Raw genomic sequence first — 16,834 nt, forward strand, 5'->3', positions numbered from 1 at the left:
CACGTGCTCGAACTCACCATGGCCACCGTCTCCGGGACCGAAGCGGGCGCCACGGCCGGGATGGCCCTGGCCGACGCGCCGAGCGAGCCGGGCGCGGTGCTGCGGGTGGGGCGCGACCGGGCCGTGTGCCGGCTCGCCACGCCCGACGACTGGCTGTTCGTCTCCCGGGTGCACCTGGAGTTCCTGTGCGGGCCGGACGGCGGCTGGCAGGTGACCTGGCTGCGCGGCTCGCAGCCCGATCCGTCCTCCGTGGTGCGGCTGACCATCGGGGAGTACGCCCAGACCATCGCGTACGGCGCGAGCGTGGCGCTGCCGCGGGGCGGCGCCGGCGAGGTCGTCATCCAGGACCGCACCGGCCCGCGCACGGTCAATGTGGGCTTCTACCACGAGGCGTGATGTCCGGGCGGTCGGCTCCGCCCGGCGGTCACGGCAGTACGCGGGCGAGCGCGAAGCCGTCGTAGCCCTTGCTGCCCACGGTCTGGAGCGCCGTGCCGGTGAGCCTCGGGTGGGTGGCGATGAGTTCGATGGCGGCGCGGGTGCCCAGGACGTCCGGCTCGTGGCTCTCCGCGTCGAGCACGCGCCCACCGCGGACGACGTTGTCGAGGACGATCAGGCTGCCGGCCCGGGTGAGGCGCAGCGCCCACTCCACGTAGTGCGGGTTGTTGACCTTGTCGGCGTCGATGAAGACCAGGTCGAAGGGGGCCGGGTTCTCGTCGGCGAGCTTGGGCAGCGACTCAAGCGCCGGTCCCACCCGCACCTCGACGACCCGGTCCAGACCGGCGCGGGCGATGTTGCGGGTGGCGACCTCGGCGTGCTTGGCGCTGTACTCCAGGGAGATCAGCCGGCCGTCGGCGGGCAGGGCGCGGCCGAGCCAGATGGTGCTGTAGCCGCCGAGCGTGCCGATCTCCAGGATGTTCCGGGCGTCCTGGATCTGCGCGAGGAGTTGCAGGAACTTGCCCTGGCTCGCGGTGACGCCGATGTGCGGGAGGGCGGCGGCGTCGCTCTCGCGCAGGGCCGCCTGCAACGCCTCGTCGTCGGGTGAGAGATGGCTGGAGAAGTAGAAGTCGACGTCGTCCCAGAGCTGCGACCCGCTCATGCGTGGCATGCCTTTCCGTGTCCGGTACGGCGGTACGGGTGAGTACCCCGCCTCCGGCCTCAGCGGAAGCCGGATGCGGTCAGTCTGCCTCGCGGCACGGGTGATGTGGCGGTGTTTCCCCGCGGGTCAGCCGCGGGTCAGCCGCCCGCGCGGCGGAGCCGCATTTCGGGGAGCGGTATAGCCGTATGGCATATGACATATGGCGGCACGGCGGCACGGCGGTATGACGGTACCGCGGTACGGCGCTATGGAGGGGATCCGTATATCGGGGGTGGCCCGCGTCCTGGGCGCGGGCGGTCCTCAGGTGCGGGCCGCCAGGCCGCGGGGGCCGGGCAGGACGAGGTGGCCGTCGGTGACGGCCATGAAGCGCTCCATGCCGGGGACGAAGACGTTGGTCACGGCCAGGTGGTCGCCGGTGTACCGGTCCCACGCGTAGGCGGAGAACCCGCGGGCCGAGAGCCGGGCCAGGAGGGCGTCAAGGTGGTCCGCCGGGGTCCGCAGGGTGCTGGCGTCCACGGCGTCCACGGCGTCCACGGCGTCCGCGGCGCTCGCGGCGGGCACGCAGGGCACTGCATCGTCACCGCCGTCGGCGCCGTCGGCGGTGAAGGGTACGTGGTGCGCGTCCTTGAGCCGGGCCGAGAAGTCGGCCGTGTAGCAGCGGCGCAGGGCCGGGTGGCGGCTCCCGAAGTGGGGCGCCGCCGGCTGTGGCTCGGCGCCGGACCCGGTCACGCCCGTGTGGATCTGGACCAGTTCGTGCAGCGCCCGCTCGACGGCGTACGTCCGCGACAGGGACGCGCCGCAGCCGCGCACCCGGGCCGCGACGCCCGGTGCGGCCGGCAGGTACGCCCAGTAGGCCGGCACGCCCAGGTCGGTCGTCATCTCCAGCAGCCACACCCGCGCCCCGACGCGGTCCTCGGCGGCCCGGTGCAGCGCGGCCAGCGGTCCGGGCAGGGCGGCCGGGTCCAGCACCCGCAGCGGCGGCGGGGTGCGGGAGAGGAACTGCCGGACCAGCAGCAGCGACATCGCGTCCCGCTCGATGATCTCGTTGAGGGCGTGCACCACGGCCTCGGTCCGGGTGACACCGGCCGCCCAGCCGTTGTTGAGCGCGTAGCGGCCCAGTACGCGGTAGTCGTAGCCGTCGCCCCCGGCGGTGCGTGCCGCGGCCGGCTGGTCGACGTAGCCGGGCATGGAGAGGAAGACGGGTACGTCGGCGCCGCCCGGACCGGTCAGGGACCGGTAGGGCAGACAGGCCAGCGGCCGGTCGGGGCCCTCGGACAGCCGGGCCAGTACGGCCTCCTGCCGTCCGAGGGCGGCGGCCACCTGGTGGGCGCCGCGCAGGACCGCCCGTCCCGGCGGCGGCAGTTCGCCGAGGTGGTGTTCGAGGGCTTCGAAGACGGCGCCGACGCGTGCGGTCGGCCCAGGGCCCTTGCCGAAGCCGACGCCGCCGGGGACCGGAACGCCGCCGCGGAACAGATCGCAGCGCCAGGCGCCGGGCTCGGTCCCGTCGACGGGCAGCGGGGTCAGCGACGCGGTCAGGCCCAGGTCGGCCACGGCCCGGCGGGCGTGCCGCGCGGCCTGTTCGACGGGCGTCGCCCGCTCGCCGTGTTGCGGGGCTTCGGCGGCGGTGGGGGCGGAGGCGGCTGACGCGGTCACGGGTGCGGTGCTCTCCCTTTTTGTCGCGGGTACGGGCTTCTCGTGGGCGTGGGCGTGGGCATGGGCCCACGCGTGGCGTGGGTGTGGACGTGGATGAGAGCGCGGGCGCGGGCTCGTCGCGCGGGTGCGGGGATCGGGTCGAGGCCACTTCTCACGGGTGCGGCGACCGGACAGGGCCGAGGTCGCGTCTCTCGCGGCCCCGGCCCGGCCCGGCTCGTCCCCGCCCGGCGCGTCCCGGCCCGGTCCCGGACCCCGCTACGCGCCGCCGGTCGCCCCGGCCGTCCCGGCCGCGTCGGCCGCCTCGTTCTCCGACTCCAAGACCTCCAGCACGTGTAACTCGCTGTCGGACAGTTCGGGGTTCGTCTGGTGCTTGATGCCCTGCATGTCGAACTGGACGCCGATGCCCATGGCCATCTCCTTCTTGGGGTGTGCTTTGCTGTGTCTTGGTAATTACTTTGCCTTTTGCAGTCTGCGGTGGGTCACAGGCGCCACAACAGTTCTGACCCGGCCATAAAGCGGGCCGCGAAAGCCCCGACCAGGCCATAAAGATGGCTCAGAAGTGACTTGTGAAGGGCGGGTGTCGGCCGGGTCGGCGGCGTGATCGTGGTACGTCGGGCCGGTCGCGAAGGGTGGTGACCCTGATGGTCGGCGGAACCGTGCGCGTCCGCCCCTGCGGCGGGGGCGGGGTGCGGTCCGCCCTTCAGGCCGAAAAGTGATAAGGCGGAATTCGCCCCTTACGTTACATACGAGCCTCGATGTACAGCGCAGCGAAATAGCGCGGCGAAGTAGCGCGGCGAAGTAGCGCGGCCAAGTAGCGCGGCCAAATAGCCCGGGGGCGGCCCGAGTCCGCCGAGTCGCCCCGGGATCCCCGGCCCACACCCCCTCGTCGCCACCGATCTCCCGCCCCGTGGACGCAGCCGATCCCGCCCCCGTGGACGTAGCCGATTCCGCCCTCCGTGGTCGCGGTCGCTCCCGCTCCACGGACGCAGCCGATCCCGCCCCCGCGGACGCAGCCGTGCCCCTCTCGGACTATCGTCTTCCGGACAAAAGGCGGGCGGACGTCAGGTGAAGCAGGGGTTTCCCGCGTCCCCCCAGGGGGCGATGCCGCCTCACGGGGGGCTCAGGGAACCCGCGCGGGGCGTGCGGGACGGATGCGGCGGGAGGCCGACGAGGCGTGGCGAACGTGGAGCACGGCGGGCGAGGGGGGGAAGCCTTCGCGCAGGCGCCGGACCAGGCGCGGCTGAAGGCGGCCAGGCTGGGCTTGTGGGCGGTGGTCGCGATCCTCGCGGTACGGCAGTTGGCCACCGTCCTCGGCACACCCCGGGGGAAGCGGCTGACGGACCTGGAGACCTGGGTCGGCCCGGGTGGCGTCCTGCACGTCAACGGGTCCCTGTACGACTCGACCCAGTTCACCGGCACCCCCTTCGGCGGGCTGGTCCTCAAACCGCTCACCCGCGCCGCCCAGCAGGCGCTCGGCTGGGGCTGGACCTTCGGAACCCTGCTGCTGGTCGTCGCCCTCGGCCTGGTCGCCGCCCGTGCCCTGCCCCAGCCCGTCAGCCGCCGCACCTCCCTGCTGGCCACGCCGGTCGCCATCAGCCTGCTCATGCTGTCGCTGCCGGTCCGCAACACCCTCTGGCTCGGCCAGACCAGCATCATTCCGGTGCTGCTCGTCCTCCTCGGCTGCTTCGCCGTGCGCGGGCAGCGCGCCGGCGGCCTGTGCATAGGCATCGGGGCCGCCCTCCAGCCGACCGTGCTGCTGTTCGCGCCCCTGCTGTGGTTCACCGGCCGCAGGCGAGCCGCGGCCTGGGCCACCGGTACGTTCACCGCGGCCACCGCGCTCGCCTGGGCCGCGATGCCGCACGACTCGTACACCTACTGGGTCCACCACATGGCCGGCGTCGGTCTCGGCGGCAAGGCCGACGCCCTCGCGAACCAGTCCCTGCACGGCGCCCTGCTCCGCCTCGACCTGACCGGTCCGCTGGAGATCGCGCTGTTCCTGCTGCTCGGCGCGGTCGTCGCGACCCTCGCCCTGCGCCGCGCCGTGCGCTACGCCCACGACGGCCAACTGCTGCTCGCCGTCGCGATCACCGGCTGCGCGGCCATAGCCGTCTCGCCGACCACCTGGCAGCACCAACTGCTGTGGGTGCTGCTCGCGGTCGTCGGCCGGGTCGGCAGCCGCGCCTCCGACCGCTACGTCTGGCCGGTGGCCGTGGTCCTGGTGACCACGCTGCCCGCCAAGATGATGCTGCCGAACACGCCCGCGGTGTACCCGCTGCGGGACAACATCGTGCTGCTCGCCGCACTGGCCGCCGCCACCGCCGTACCCTTCCTGCCCCGCACCTCGCCGTACTACCGCTCACCGGTCCCGACGCGATACGCCCCCGCCCCGGCCCGCTTCCGCCGCGTGCCCTTCCTGCCCTTCTTCCGCCGGGTCCTGACCCGCCCCAACCTGCTCCTCGAACTGCTCCTCATACGCGTCACCTACGCCGCCTACCAGCAGGTCCGGCTCGCGGCGACCGGCGGCAGCAACGCGGCGGGCCGGGCCACCGCCGAGCACCACGGCCGTCTCATCCTCGACGCCGAACGGTTCCTGCACATCGACATCGAGCACGCCGTCAACCACGCCGTCGTGAAGATCGGCTGGCTGCGGGACTTCTTCGACTTCTACTACGAGTCCTTCCACTTCGTGGTCCCGCTGAGCGTGCTCGCCGTCCTGTACTGGCGCCGCCCGGTCGACTACCGCTGGGCCCGTACCTCCCTCGGCTTCGCCACCCTGCTCGCCCTGGTCGGCTTCTGGCTGTTCCCGCTGGCCCCGCCCCGCCTGATGCCGAACCTCGGCATCATCGACACCGTGCACGGCGTCCAGGACTTCTCCAAGCCGGACTACGGCACCCTCACCGCCCTCACCAACCAGTACGCGGCGATGCCGTCCCTGCACTTCGGCTGGTCGCTGTGGTGCGGGGTGGTCATCGCGGTCCTCGCCCCGAAGTGGTGGATGAAGGCGCTCGGTCTGCTGCACCCGCTGTTCACGGTGTCGGCGATCGTGGCCACCGGCAACCACTGGGTGCTGGACGCGGTGGGCGGCGCGGCGGTGGTGGCCGCCGGGTTCGGGCTGGCCTACGCCCTGACCGGGCCGCGCCCGGCCGCCGCGGGCGCGGACGGCAGCCCGCCCGACCGGACGCCGGACGGACGCGACCGGGAGCACCTGCACGCGAACGGCGTCTGACGGGGCATGCACCTTCCGCCTCAGCGGCAACATTCGAAGGTTTTCTAAACATCTGTACCTGTGGCCCCGGTTCGCGTGGACTGTCGGTGGCGGACGGAGATCCGCCACCACCATGACCACCCGAACGGGAGGACAGCAGATGAAGCACAAGCTGGGCGTGGCTCTCGGTGCTCTGGCCCTGTGCGCCGTCGGCGCGATCGCGACGGCGCCCACGGCGTCCGCGGCCGAGGCGGGCACGCAGGCCACCTACTTCGTGCTCTACCAGCACGACAACTACGGCGGGAACTACGCCAACTTCTCCGGCTCCGACGTCGAGCTGAACAACAAGTACTGGGGCGGCACCACCCAGGTCATGAACAACGGTGCCAGCTCGATGCGGAACTTCACCAGTTCCTACGTCGGCCTGTGGGACAAGGGCACCGCGTGCAGCGGTGCCTCTTACACCGCCAAGCCGAACAGCGTGGACAGCGACTTCAGCAACAACAGCTTCGACAACAAGGCGAGCTGCGTCGTCTTCCTGTGACCCACCCCGGGGCGGCGCCGGCTCGACCGGCGCCGCTCCGGTCCGTTCCTGTTCGTTCCTGTTCGTTCCAGTTCGTTCCGATCAGTTCCGATCAGTTCCGATCGGTTCCGAAGCAGTGGGGTGGTGGCCGAATGACCAGGCACCGTGTGGTGGGGACCGTGGCCCTCGTCCTGCTCGCCGTGGGCTGCGGCAGCACCTCCGGACGGCAGGAGGTCCCGGCGACCGTGCTCGCCGCGGCCCCCGAGCCGACCGCGGAGGTACGCGACCTCGTCCTCCCGCTGGACGGCTACCAGCTGTCCGTGAACGAGATCTACCTGATCGAGACCGCCAAGGACGTCCTGACCCGCGACTGCATGAAGCGGCAGGGACACGACTGGGAGGTCATCGACGACCGCGGGCAGTACCCCGATCTGCGCAACCGCCGCCGCTACGGCCTCATTGAGACGGCGGTCGCCAAGGAGATGGGCTACCGGACCAACCCCCGGCTGATGGGCTCCACCGACGTCACCGCCCGCAAGGCGGACCGGGAGAACCGCCTCGGCGCGGCGGAGCGGGCCGCCGCGCTGGCTCCCGGCGACGGCTGCTACCCGCAGGCGGGCGACCGACTCGCGCGCGGAAACCAGCCGGACGAGAACCTCGTGGGCCGGCTGAACTCCGGCAGCCTCGACGAGGCGCTGAAGAGTCCGGAGGGCGTACGCGTCACGCGTGCCTGGGCGCGCTGCATGGCGGAGCAGGGACACACGTACAAGGACTTCTACGCCGCCGCCGAGGACCCGCGCTGGGCCCGCTCGAAGACCCCGTCCGCCGCGGAGAAGCAGACCGCGCAGGCCGACGTGGCCTGCAAGCAGCGGGTCGGGCTGGTGAAGGCGCTGAGCGAGGAGGAGCGCGGCATCCAGGAGCGGGACATCCGCGCGCACCAGGCGTACTTCACGGCACTGAAGTCGGCCAAGGACCGCCAGCTCGCCGCCGCCCGTGCCGTACTCGACCGGCGCTGACCGGTCCGTCGTCCACGTGGTCTGCTTCTGCGCGACGGCACGGTCACGGGTGGTCGCGGTTGAGGAACCACACCGTCCACAGTACGACCGCGCACAGCGCCGCCAGCCGGAACACCAGCCACCAGCGGCTGCGCACGAAACGCCGGAGCCGGACCAGCGCCGGCTGGACGAACCGCCCGGTGCGCACGCTCACCGTCAGGAACTCCCGCTCCAGCGGGGTCAGATCGGGCGCCGGCCCGTCCGCGGTCAGGAACGCGTCCCGCGCGGCCAGCAGCCGGGCACCCCGGTACAGGGCACCGGGATCCCGTCCCAGCTCCTCCCATTCCTCGGCGGACCGGGTCAACCGCCGCTGGAGTCGCAGCCGTTCGCGGTCGCTCTCCACCCAGTCGCGCAGCCGTGGCCAGGCGGTGATCAGCGCTTCGTGCGTGAGGTCCACGCCGGTGCCGTCGACGGTCAGCAGCCGGGCCCGGACGAGGGCTTCGAGCACCTGCTCCGCCTCCTCGGACCCGGCCAGCTCGGCCCGCGCGGCCGGCCGCCGGGTGTCCGGGGTGCCCTCGCCCGGAGTGATCAGCCGCAGCAGCAACCCCCGTGCGAGTGCGGTCCGTCGGGCCGTGAAACCCGCGAACACCTCCTCGGCGGTGTGGGCCACGGCGCCCTGGACGCCGCCGATCGCCTCGTACGCCTCCAGGGTCAGGGTGCGGGACCGCCGCCGTCGCCAGAGTTCCAGCAGGGCGTGCGACATGAGCGGCAACGCCCCCGGCTCCTGGGCCACGTCGGCGACGATCCGGGCGGTCAGCGCCCGTTCCACGACCAGCCGTCCGGCCGCGGCCGGCTTCACCACCGCCTCCCGGACCTGCTCGGGGGAGAGCGGACCGACCAGCAGGGTCGCCGCGTTGAGCGCGTCGACGAGACCGTGGTGGTCGGTGCACCGGCCGTAGAAGTCGGCGCGGACGGCGATGACCACGCGCAGCCCGGGCCCGGCGGCGGCCCGCGCGTCGGCGGGCGCCCGCGCGGGCAGCAGCCGGCCGATGAACTCCGCGCGTTCCGCCGCGTCCCGGCAGAGCGTGAAGACCTCCTCGAACTGGTCGACCACCAGCACGGTGTCCGCGTCGCCGGGCACCGGCTCCAGCAGCGCGGCATGGGTCCGCAGGGGCGTCGGGCCGGGCGTGCAGATCCGGAGGGCGGCCGGCCGCCCGTCCCGCTCGCCGAGGCCGCGCAGTTCCCGGACGAGCCCCGCGCGCAGCAGCGAGGACTTGCCGCTGCCCGAGGCACCGACGACCGCGACGAAGCGGTGCTCGCGGACCAGCGCGACGAGGTCCGCCACCAGTTGGTCGCGCCCGAAGAACAGGGCGCCGTCCTCCGTGCCGTACCGGGCGAGCCCCCGGTAGGGCGCCGGTTCGTCCTCGGCCGCCGCGACCGGCCGGGCGGAGAGTTCGTCGGCGAGGGCGTGCCAGCGCCGTTCCCACTCCTCGCGCGGGCCGCCGCAGACCTCGACGTAGGCCAGCGTCACCGGCAGCGACGGCAGCCGCTCGCCGGTGGCGGCGCCGGACAGGGTGGGGGCGGAGTACCCGGCGCGGGCGGCCATGTCCCGGTAGGTGGGGCTCCCGGCGATCCGGCGCAACTCGCGCAGCCCATGGGCGAACCGGGGCAGCGGACCGGCATCCGGATCCAGCGGCTTCTCCGCACGGCCCACGGTGACTCCCCCTGCGTTCCCCGTTCCTGCGATCAGCGGTTCACGGTACGCGACGCGGGATTGATAGGCGGGCCCCATGGCGGCTGACCATCAATTCCCCGGCCCGTTGACTGCTGTTGAACCGCCCGCCGACGGCTCACCGCACCGCACCTGTCCGCCGCACCGCACCCGCCCGCCGGGGGCTCGCCTCGCCCCAGCGCACCCGCCCGTCGGGGGCTCGCCCCACCGCACCCGCCCGCCGGTGGTCCACCGCACCGCACCCGTCCGCCGACGGCTCACCCCACCGCACCCGAGAGGAGCCGGCCATCGCCACCGCAACCCGCCCACTGCCCGTCCGCCCGGCCGCGCCGTCCTCGCCGCGATCCGGCCGGCCCCGCCGCGCGGACCGTCTCGCCGTCCTGGCCCCCGGCGCGTTGAGCCTCGCCCTGGGACTGTGGGGCATCCGCCGGCAGGGCACGCTGTGGCAGGACGAGGCCGTCACCTACGACATGGCCCACCGCGGCCTGCCCGACCTGTGGGCGACGCTCGGCGGGACCGACGCGGTGCACGGCCTGTACTACCTGCTGATGCACGCGGTGTTCGGGTTCTGGGACGGCGGCCTCGTCGCGCTGCGGCTGCCGTCGGTGCTGGCCATGGCGGGCGCCGCGGTGGGGGTCGCCGCGGTGGGCCGACGGCTGGCCGGGCCCCGGGCCGGACCGGCCGCGGGCGTGGTGTTCGCGCTGCTGCCCGTCGTCCAGCGCTACGCGCAGGAGGGCCGTTCCTACGCCCTGGTCACCGCCCTCGTCGTGGCCGCGACCCGGGTGCTGCTGAACGCGGCGGACGGCGGGCGCCGCCGCGGCTGGTGGGCCGGGTACGCGGCGCTGGCCGCCCTGGCCGGTCTGCTGCACGAGTTCGCGCTGCCGGTGCTCGCCGCGCACGGCGTCGCCCTGCTCGCGGCGCGGGCGCCGCGACCGGTCCTGTCGGCGTGGGCGGTGGCAGCCGCCGGAGCGTCGGCGGTGGTCTCGCCCCTGGTGCTGCTGAGCCTGCGCCAGTCGGGCCAGGTCGCCTGGATCGAGGTGTCCGTGGGCACGGACGTGCTGGGCTTCCTGCTGACCGCGGCCATCGGGACGGCCTGCGCGGCGGTGCTCCGGCACGCCCGCGCCCCCCGGGCGCTCGGCACGCTGGCCCTCCCGCTGCTCCTGCTGCCCCCGGCGTCACTGCTGCTGGCCTCGGCGGTCGAACCCCTCTACGTCGACCGGTACGTGCTCTACGCCCAGGCCGGTCTCGCCCTCCTGGTGGGCGCCGCCCTGGACGCGCTGTGGCGGTCCGTCCGCCCGCGCGCGGTCCTGGCCTGCGCGGCGGCCGTCGCCGTACTGGTCGCCGTGGGGCCCGTGGGGACACACCTGCGCGGCCCGGCCAGCCGGACCGACGACGTGGCGGCCATCGCCCGCGCGGTGCGGGAGACGGTGGCCCCCGGCGACGGCGTGCTGTTCCTGCCGGGCAGCCGCCGGGTGTGGACGCTCGGCCGGGAGCCCGCCGCGTACGGTGCGGACGACCTAGCGCTGGCCGCCGCGCCGCACCCGTCGCACACGCTCTACGGCACCGAACTTCCGCCCGCAGGCATCCGGAAGCGGATCCTGGGCGTCTCACGGATCGTCGTGGTGCGGGAACCCGCACGTGAGCGTCAGGAGGCGAACGGGCGGGAGGAGGCGAAGGAGACGGCACTGCGCGACCACTTCACCCGGTGCGCGGGCAGCACCGTCAGTACCGCACGGATCGAGGTGTACGAACGCGGCGACCACTGCTGACCCGGAAAACACCGTCCCACCGACCACCACCCGACCGACCGTCACTCGACCGACCGTCACTCGACGGACCGTCACTCGACCGATCACCACTCGACCGACCGCCACCCGACCGACCACCACGACAGTGAGCACCACCCGACCGCACAAGGAGAAGACCATCATTCGGCAAGACGACGCCGGGCTCGTCGCCCCGGTCGACGCCCCACCGGCCGACGCCCCGCAGGCCGCGACGCGGCGGACCGCCGGGCGCGACCGGGCGGTGACGGTGTCCGTCCCGGCCACGACCGCGCTGGCCCTCGGCCTGTGGGGGATCGACCGGCAGGACAGCATGTGGCGCGACGAGTCGGTCACGTACCAGGTGGCCCATCGCTCGCTCGGCGACCTGTGGGGCCTGCTGGGCCACATCGACGCCGTGCACGGCCTGTACTACCTCGTCATGCACGCCGTGTTCGCCGCGTGGGACGGCGGTCTCGTCGTCCTGCGGCTGCCCTCGGTGGCGGCGACCGCGCTGGCGGCGGCCGGGGTCGCGGCGATCGGCGGGCGGCTGTCCGGCCGGTTCGCGGGCCTGCTCGCCGGGCTCGTCTTCGCGCTGCTGCCGGTGACACAGCAGTACGCGCAGGAGGGCCGCTCCTACGCCCTGGTCACCGCGGGTGTCACCTGGGCGACGTACTTCTTTCTGCGCGGCATCGAGGGCGGCACGGAAGGCACGGTCGACCGCGGCCCCGAAGACGGGCCAAGAGTCTCCCGGGCCCGCTGGTGGGTGGCGTACGCGCTCACGCTCGGCCTCGCGAGCTGGCTGCACGAGTTCGCCGTCCTGGCGCTCGTGGCCCATGCGCTGACGCTGTGGCGGCTGCGCGTGCCCCGGCGGACCTGGCGCCGCTGGGCCCTCGCGGCGGCCTGCGTGGTGCTGAGCCTGCTCCCGCTGGCGGCGGTGAGCGCGGGGCAGGCGGACCAGCAACTGGGCTGGCTGGGACGGCCGAGCCTGAACGCGTGGCTCCAGTTCGCCGCGTTCGCCGTCGTGGGCCTGCTGCTGTGCCGGTTCCTCGGGCGCGGTTCCGGCGCCGTCGGCTCCGGCGCCCTGCCCGCCCTCGCCCTCCCGTTGCTGATCGCCCCGGCCGGACTGCTCATGGCGGTCTCCCTCGTCAAGCCGTGGTACGTCGACCGGTACGTCCTGTACTGCATGGCCGGTCTCGCGCTGCCCGCCGGTGCCGCCCTGGCCCGCGCCGTCCGGCGCCGCCACCGGCTGGCCCCGGTGGCACGCGCGCTGACCGCCGGTGCGGTGGCCGCCCTCGCCGTCGCGGTGCTGCTGCCGTGGTCGCTGCTGGTCCGTTCCCCGGAGAGCCGCAAGGACGACGTGGTCGCCGTCGCCCATGCCGTCGAGCGGACCGCGCACGACGGCGACGGCGTCCTGTTCATGCCCGCCCGGCGCCGCGAGTGGCTGCTGTCGTACCCGTCCGTCCGCAACCGCCTGGACGACCTGGCGCTCGCCGGGTCCCCGGCCGCCTCGCGCACCCTGCAAGGCACCGAACTGCCCGCCGCGACCATCCGGCAGCGCATCCTGTCGGCGGACCGCGTCATCGCGCTGGCCGATCCCGCCGGGCAGCCGCTCGACCCCTTCCCGCAGGAGGAGGTCAAACGGCAGACCCTGCGGTCGTCTTTCGAGGTGTGCGAGCGGATTCGCGTGCGCGGCGCGCAGGTTCTGGTCTACGCCCGCCCCGGGCACTGCGTTCGCTGATGCGCACGAGTCTTTTGAACAGGCTCGAATGTCCCGTATCTGGCGATTCTTTTTGACGGGTGAAAAGCGCTTCCGTCCCGTTTTCTCCTCACTCGACATGTGCGGGTGTCCGAAACGATATGGAGGAAATCCCGCCGTCGTGTGAGGATCCGAACGGACGGTGACGGGGGCCTTCCGAGACCGCCGCACGCGTCCCTTCCGCTGGTCGCCGACCCGACCGGCGGTGTGTGGCAGTCAACAATGGGGGATTGTGTGATTTCCGCTTATCTGACCTCTGACGCTCTGATGTCCACCACGTTCGTGGTCTCCCCGCTGGAGCAGCTCGGCTCCCTGCTCGGTTTCGGCCTCACCGCCGTCGGCGGGCTCAAGCTGGAACGAGCCGTACGGGAGACCTCCCTGCGCCACGACGGGGGTCTGCTCATGGCGTTGCGGCGGGCGAAACAGAGCTATGTGCCGGGTTTCCTGTTCGCGGGCGCGGCGGACCACGGCTCACTCGACGAGGAACTGCACGCGGTGGCCACGGCGCCGAGCCGGGTCGTCGCACGCCAGATGGGGAGGTTCCTGGAGTCCGTACGGGCCGTCCGGGGGCCGGAACCGGCCGAACTGCGGAAGATCACCACCGCCCTGGAGGCCGGGGAGCGGGCGTTCGCCCAGCGGATCGCCCGGGAACTGGGCCGGTTCTGGTCGGCGAGCGTGTCGGCCCGCTGGAACTCCGTGCGCCAGGCGGCCGAGGGCGACATCCGGCACCGTGCCGCCGCCATCGCCGAACACGGGCTGGCCGCCACCCTCAACTCCCTGCACCCGGCCCTCACCTACGACTCCGGCACCCTCCGCATCCAGGACCCGCGCACGCTCCAGGTCCGCGAGACCAGCCGGATCACCCTGTGTCCCGCGCCACTGGCGACGACATGGCTCCTGCGCACCGACCCGTGGGGCGAGGACGGAACACACCTCACCTACCCGGTGAGTTCCGGCCGGAGCGGCATCCGGCCGGCGGCGGATCCCGCGGTGTCGGACTCGCTGGGCCAGGTCATCGGGCAGGCCCGCTTCCTCCTCCTGTCGGACCTGGACAGACCCCGGATCACCATCGAACTCGCCGAGCGGCACCACATGACCGCCTCGACCGTCTCGTACCACCTGACCCGGCTGCACCGGGTCGGCCTGCTGAACCGGATACGCGAGGGCAACCGCGTGTACTACCAGCGCACGTCCGAGGGGGACCGGCTCGTCGTCCGCCAGGGCCGCGCCCGCGCCGCGCAGCGCCCGGACCGCGGGCTGCGGCCTGTTACGGGCGCCAAGTGGGCCGCGGGCACGATCGAGATCGCCCCGCACGTGTCCATGTGCTGAATCACGGGGCCGACGGGCCCGTACCGCACTCGAACCACACGGTCTTCCCGCCACCGGGCCGCGGCTCGACGCCCCACTTGTCGGCCACCGCGTCCACCAGGACGAGCCCGCGCCCGCCCTCCCGGTCCAGCGCCGGCCCGAACGAGACGAGCGGCAACTCGGGCGACCTGTCGGTCACCTCCACCCGTACGACCGCCCGCCGCCGCTGCACCAGCAGGACGCAGCGGCGGTCGGGCACATGCCGGACGACGTTGGTGACCAACTCGGTCACGCCCAGCTCCACGGCGTCCGTCAGCTCGGCCCGCCCCCAGTCGTGCAGCAGCGAACGGACGATGTTGCGGATGTGCCGTACGGAGTGCTCTCCGACCGTGAGGCTCATGCGGTAATGGGGAATATTGAAGTTCACGCAACGAGGCTGACCTGCCGCGACTACGCTCGGCTATGGAACAGACACAACGGGTCCCGCTGTGGACCGAGTTGCGCGAGAGGGGATCACACGTGACCCACATCAACGTCCTCGACCCGGGCGCCTCGCCGCTCGACTACTTCGGCTTCGAACTGCGCCGCCACCGAGAGGCCGCGGGACTGACACAGCGGCAGCTCGGCGACATCCTCAACTACACGGGGTCGCTGGTCGGCCAGATCGAAACCGCGCGGAAGTTGCCGACGCAGGAGTTCAGCGAACGGGCGGACGCGGCCCTGGAGACGGGCGGCCTGCTGTCACGACTGGTCGAGCTGGTGATGCGGTCGCAACTTCCGGCTTGGTTTCGGCAGGTGGCGGAGCTGGAAGTACGGGCGACCGAGATCAACTCCTTCCAGACGCACATGATCCTCGGCCTGCTCCAGACTCCGGCGTACGCTCGCGCGGTTCTGGGAGCGGTGAACCGCAGTGACCTTGAAGACCGCACCGCCGTTCGGCTGGCTCGTCAGAAACTCTTCGAGAAGGAGGAACATCCGGTCTTCTGGGCGATTCTCAGCGAGGCTGCGTTGATTTTGGAGATCGGTGACCGGGAGATCATGCACGGCCAGTTGGCTCACCTACTGACCTTTCGGGACAACCCACGGATCAACATCCAGGTGCTGCCGTTCTCCGCTGGGTCGCACGCGGGCCTCACCGGCTCGTTCGACCTCTATCGCTTTGCTGGTGACCCAACCATCCTCTATACCGAAAGCTACGGAAGTGGGCATCCGACCGCCAATCCGGACACGGTCAAAGACTGCTCGCTCCGTTACGATCATCTTCAAGCCGCCGCTCTATCCCTCAAGGACTCGGCGGATTTGATCCGGCGCGTGATGGAGGACCGCTATGGAGAGCAACTGGCATAAGTCCAGCTACAGCGGAGATCAGGGGGGCTCCTGCGTCGAGTGCGCCACCCTCGGCAATCTGGCCTGGCGGAAGTCGACGTACAGCAGCGATCAGGGTGGCCAGTGCCTGGAAGTCGCCGAACTTCCTGCCACCGTAGCCGTCCGCGACTCCAAGAACCCCGCGGGCCCGCACCTGGCGTTCGAGCCCGCGGTGTTCACGGAGTTCCTGGGGTGGGCTACAGCCGCTGAATGATCGTCCCGGTGGCCAGTCCACCGCCCGCGCACATCGTGATCAGCGCGAACTCCTTGTCGGCGCGCTCCAGTTCATGGAGCGCCGTGGTGATGAGGCGGGCCCCGGTCGCTCCGACCGGGTGCCCGAGCGCGATCGCACCGCCGTTCACGTTGACCTTCGCCAGGTCCTGGTCGAAGACCCGGGCCCAGCTCAGCACCACCGACGCGAACGCCTCGTTGATCTCGACCAGGTCGATGTCCTTCAGGGACATCCCGGCCTTGCCGAGCACGGCGTTGGTCGCGTCGATCGGGCCGTCCAGGTGGTAGTGCGGGTCCGCGCCCACCAGCGCCTGCGCGACGATCCGGGCCCGCGGGCGCAGCTTCAGCGCCCGCGCCATCCGCTTGGACGCCCACATGAGGGCCGCCGCGCCGTCCGAGATCTGTGACGCGTTGCCCGCCGTGTGGATGGCCTTCGGCATGACCGGTTTCAGCCCGGCCAGCGCCTCCATGGACGTGTCGCGCAGCCCCTCGTCCTTGTCGACGAGCCGCCACATGCCCTGCCCGGCGTGCTGCTCCTCCTCGGTGGTGGGCACCTGCACGGCGAACGTCTCCCGCTTGAAGCGCTCCTCGGCCCAGGCGTTCGCGGCCCGCTCCTGCGAGCGCAGCCCCAGCCGGTCGACGTCCTCGCGGGTCAGACCGCGGTTGCGGGCGATGCGTTCGGCCGCCTCGAACTGATTGGGCAGGTCCACGTTCCACTCGTCGGGAAACGGCTTGCCCGGACCGTGCTTCGAGCCGGAGCCGAGCGGCACCCGCGACATGGCCTCGACGCCGCAGCTGATCCCGACGTCGATGACGCCGCCCGCGACCATGTTCGCCACCAGGTGCGCGGCCTGCTGCGAGGAACCGCACTGGCAGTCCACGGTGGTCGCCGCCGTCTCGTACGGCAGGCCCGCGGTCAGCCAGGCCGTACGCGCGGGGTTCATGGACTGCTCGCCGGCGTGGGTCACCGTGCCGCCGACGATCTGCTCCACGCAGTCGGCGGGGATGCCGGTGCGGCCCAGGAGTTCTCGGTAGGTCTCGCCCAGGAGGTAGGCGGGATGGAGGTTGGCGAGCGCGCCGCCGCGCCTGCCGATGGGGGTCCGTACGGCCTCGACGATCACGGGTTCCGCGGCCATGGGGGAAACGTCCTCTCCTCGGTCACCCGCGCGGCGCGGAGGCGTCCCGGCCCGGCCCCGCCACGCAT

15 protein-coding genes are annotated in these 16,834 nt (G+C 72.6%); 9 read left to right on the forward strand and 6 right to left on the reverse strand.

What is annotated here, in order from left to right; all coding sequences use genetic code 11:
• Positions 1–3: 3 nt before the first annotated feature.
• Entirely contained in the window at positions 4–396 is a 393-nt protein-coding gene (locus tag ACFC09_RS11610) for a hypothetical protein (protein ID WP_376526319.1), read from the forward strand.
• Positions 397–424: 28 nt separating this feature from the next.
• Here ACFC09_RS11610 and ACFC09_RS11615 read toward each other — a convergent pair whose 3' ends face one another.
• The 3 genes from ACFC09_RS11615 to ACFC09_RS11625 form a co-directional block, all read right to left on the reverse strand.
• Positions 425–1,096, reverse strand: a complete 672-nt coding sequence (locus ACFC09_RS11615; protein WP_376526044.1) for an O-methyltransferase — start codon at positions 1,094–1,096, stop codon at positions 425–427.
• Positions 1,097–1,396: 300 nt separating this feature from the next.
• Positions 1,397–2,749 (reverse strand): YcaO-like family protein, encoded by a 1,353-nt coding sequence (locus ACFC09_RS11620; RefSeq protein WP_376526045.1) that lies wholly within the window; start codon positions 2,747–2,749, stop codon positions 1,397–1,399.
• A 255-nt stretch (positions 2,750–3,004) separates the two neighbouring features.
• Positions 3,005–3,157: a hypothetical protein gene (locus ACFC09_RS11625; RefSeq protein WP_376526047.1), complete on the reverse strand. Its 153-nt coding sequence runs from the start codon at positions 3,155–3,157 to the stop codon at positions 3,005–3,007.
• Between the two features lie 766 nt (positions 3,158–3,923).
• Here ACFC09_RS11625 and ACFC09_RS11630 point away from each other — a divergent pair.
• From ACFC09_RS11630 to ACFC09_RS11640, 3 genes are all read left to right on the forward strand, one after another.
• Entirely contained in the window at positions 3,924–5,975 is a 2,052-nt protein-coding gene (locus ACFC09_RS11630) for a bifunctional glycosyltransferase 87/phosphatase PAP2 family protein (RefSeq protein ID WP_376526048.1), read from the forward strand.
• 112 nt (positions 5,976–6,087) lie between these two features.
• Positions 6,088–6,498, forward strand: a complete 411-nt coding sequence (locus tag ACFC09_RS11635; RefSeq protein ID WP_376526050.1) for a peptidase inhibitor family I36 protein — start codon at positions 6,088–6,090, stop codon at positions 6,496–6,498.
• Positions 6,499–6,629: 131 nt separating this feature from the next.
• A complete protein-coding gene (locus ACFC09_RS11640; RefSeq protein WP_376526052.1) occupies positions 6,630–7,493 on the forward strand; it encodes a hypothetical protein in 864 nt (287 codons plus the stop codon).
• Between the two features lie 43 nt (positions 7,494–7,536).
• Here ACFC09_RS11640 and ACFC09_RS11645 read toward each other — a convergent pair whose 3' ends face one another.
• Positions 7,537–9,186, reverse strand: coding sequence for a hypothetical protein (locus ACFC09_RS11645; RefSeq protein WP_376526053.1), 1,650 nt, complete (start codon positions 9,184–9,186; stop codon positions 7,537–7,539).
• Positions 9,187–9,599: 413 nt separating this feature from the next.
• Here ACFC09_RS11645 and ACFC09_RS11650 point away from each other — a divergent pair, with 413 nt between their 5' ends.
• From ACFC09_RS11650 to ACFC09_RS11660, 3 genes are all read left to right on the forward strand, one after another.
• Complete coding sequence (locus tag ACFC09_RS11650) at positions 9,600–10,973, forward strand: glycosyltransferase family 39 protein (protein ID WP_376526055.1); 1,374 nt, start codon at positions 9,600–9,602, stop codon at positions 10,971–10,973.
• Positions 10,974–11,097: 124 nt separating this feature from the next.
• Positions 11,098–12,708, forward strand: a complete 1,611-nt coding sequence (locus tag ACFC09_RS11655) for a hypothetical protein (RefSeq protein ID WP_376526057.1) — start codon at positions 11,098–11,100, stop codon at positions 12,706–12,708.
• Between the two features lie 285 nt (positions 12,709–12,993).
• Positions 12,994–14,055, forward strand: coding sequence for a winged helix-turn-helix domain-containing protein (locus tag ACFC09_RS11660; RefSeq protein ID WP_376526059.1), 1,062 nt, complete (start codon positions 12,994–12,996; stop codon positions 14,053–14,055).
• Position 14,056: 1 nt separating this feature from the next.
• Here ACFC09_RS11660 and ACFC09_RS11665 read toward each other — a convergent pair whose 3' ends face one another.
• Positions 14,057–14,434: an ATP-binding protein gene (locus ACFC09_RS11665; RefSeq protein WP_376526061.1), complete on the reverse strand. Its 378-nt coding sequence runs from the start codon at positions 14,432–14,434 to the stop codon at positions 14,057–14,059.
• Between the two features lie 119 nt (positions 14,435–14,553).
• Here ACFC09_RS11665 and ACFC09_RS11670 point away from each other — a divergent pair, with 119 nt between their 5' ends.
• Together ACFC09_RS11670 and ACFC09_RS11675 are read left to right on the forward strand one after the other, a co-directional pair.
• A complete protein-coding gene (locus ACFC09_RS11670; RefSeq protein WP_376526063.1) occupies positions 14,554–15,381 on the forward strand; it encodes a helix-turn-helix domain-containing protein in 828 nt (275 codons plus the stop codon).
• The gene (locus ACFC09_RS11675) at positions 15,362–15,613 is read left to right on the forward strand and encodes a DUF397 domain-containing protein (RefSeq protein ID WP_376526065.1); all 252 of its coding nucleotides are present in this window, start codon (positions 15,362–15,364) and stop codon (positions 15,611–15,613) included. The genes ACFC09_RS11670 and ACFC09_RS11675 overlap by 20 nt, the downstream gene beginning before the upstream one ends.
• On the opposite strand, the gene ACFC09_RS11680 is transcribed toward ACFC09_RS11675, so the two are convergent.
• Positions 15,597–16,766, reverse strand: a complete 1,170-nt coding sequence (locus tag ACFC09_RS11680; protein ID WP_376526066.1) for a steroid 3-ketoacyl-CoA thiolase — start codon at positions 16,764–16,766, stop codon at positions 15,597–15,599. The two genes, ACFC09_RS11675 and ACFC09_RS11680, sit on opposite strands and share 17 nt — an antisense overlap.
• Between the last annotated feature and the right edge of the window lie 68 nt (positions 16,767–16,834).

Origin of the sequence: Streptomyces sp. NPDC056161 (genome assembly GCF_042268025.1) — a bacterium.
In the GTDB taxonomy this organism is placed as follows: domain Bacteria; phylum Actinomycetota; class Actinomycetes; order Streptomycetales; family Streptomycetaceae; genus Streptomyces.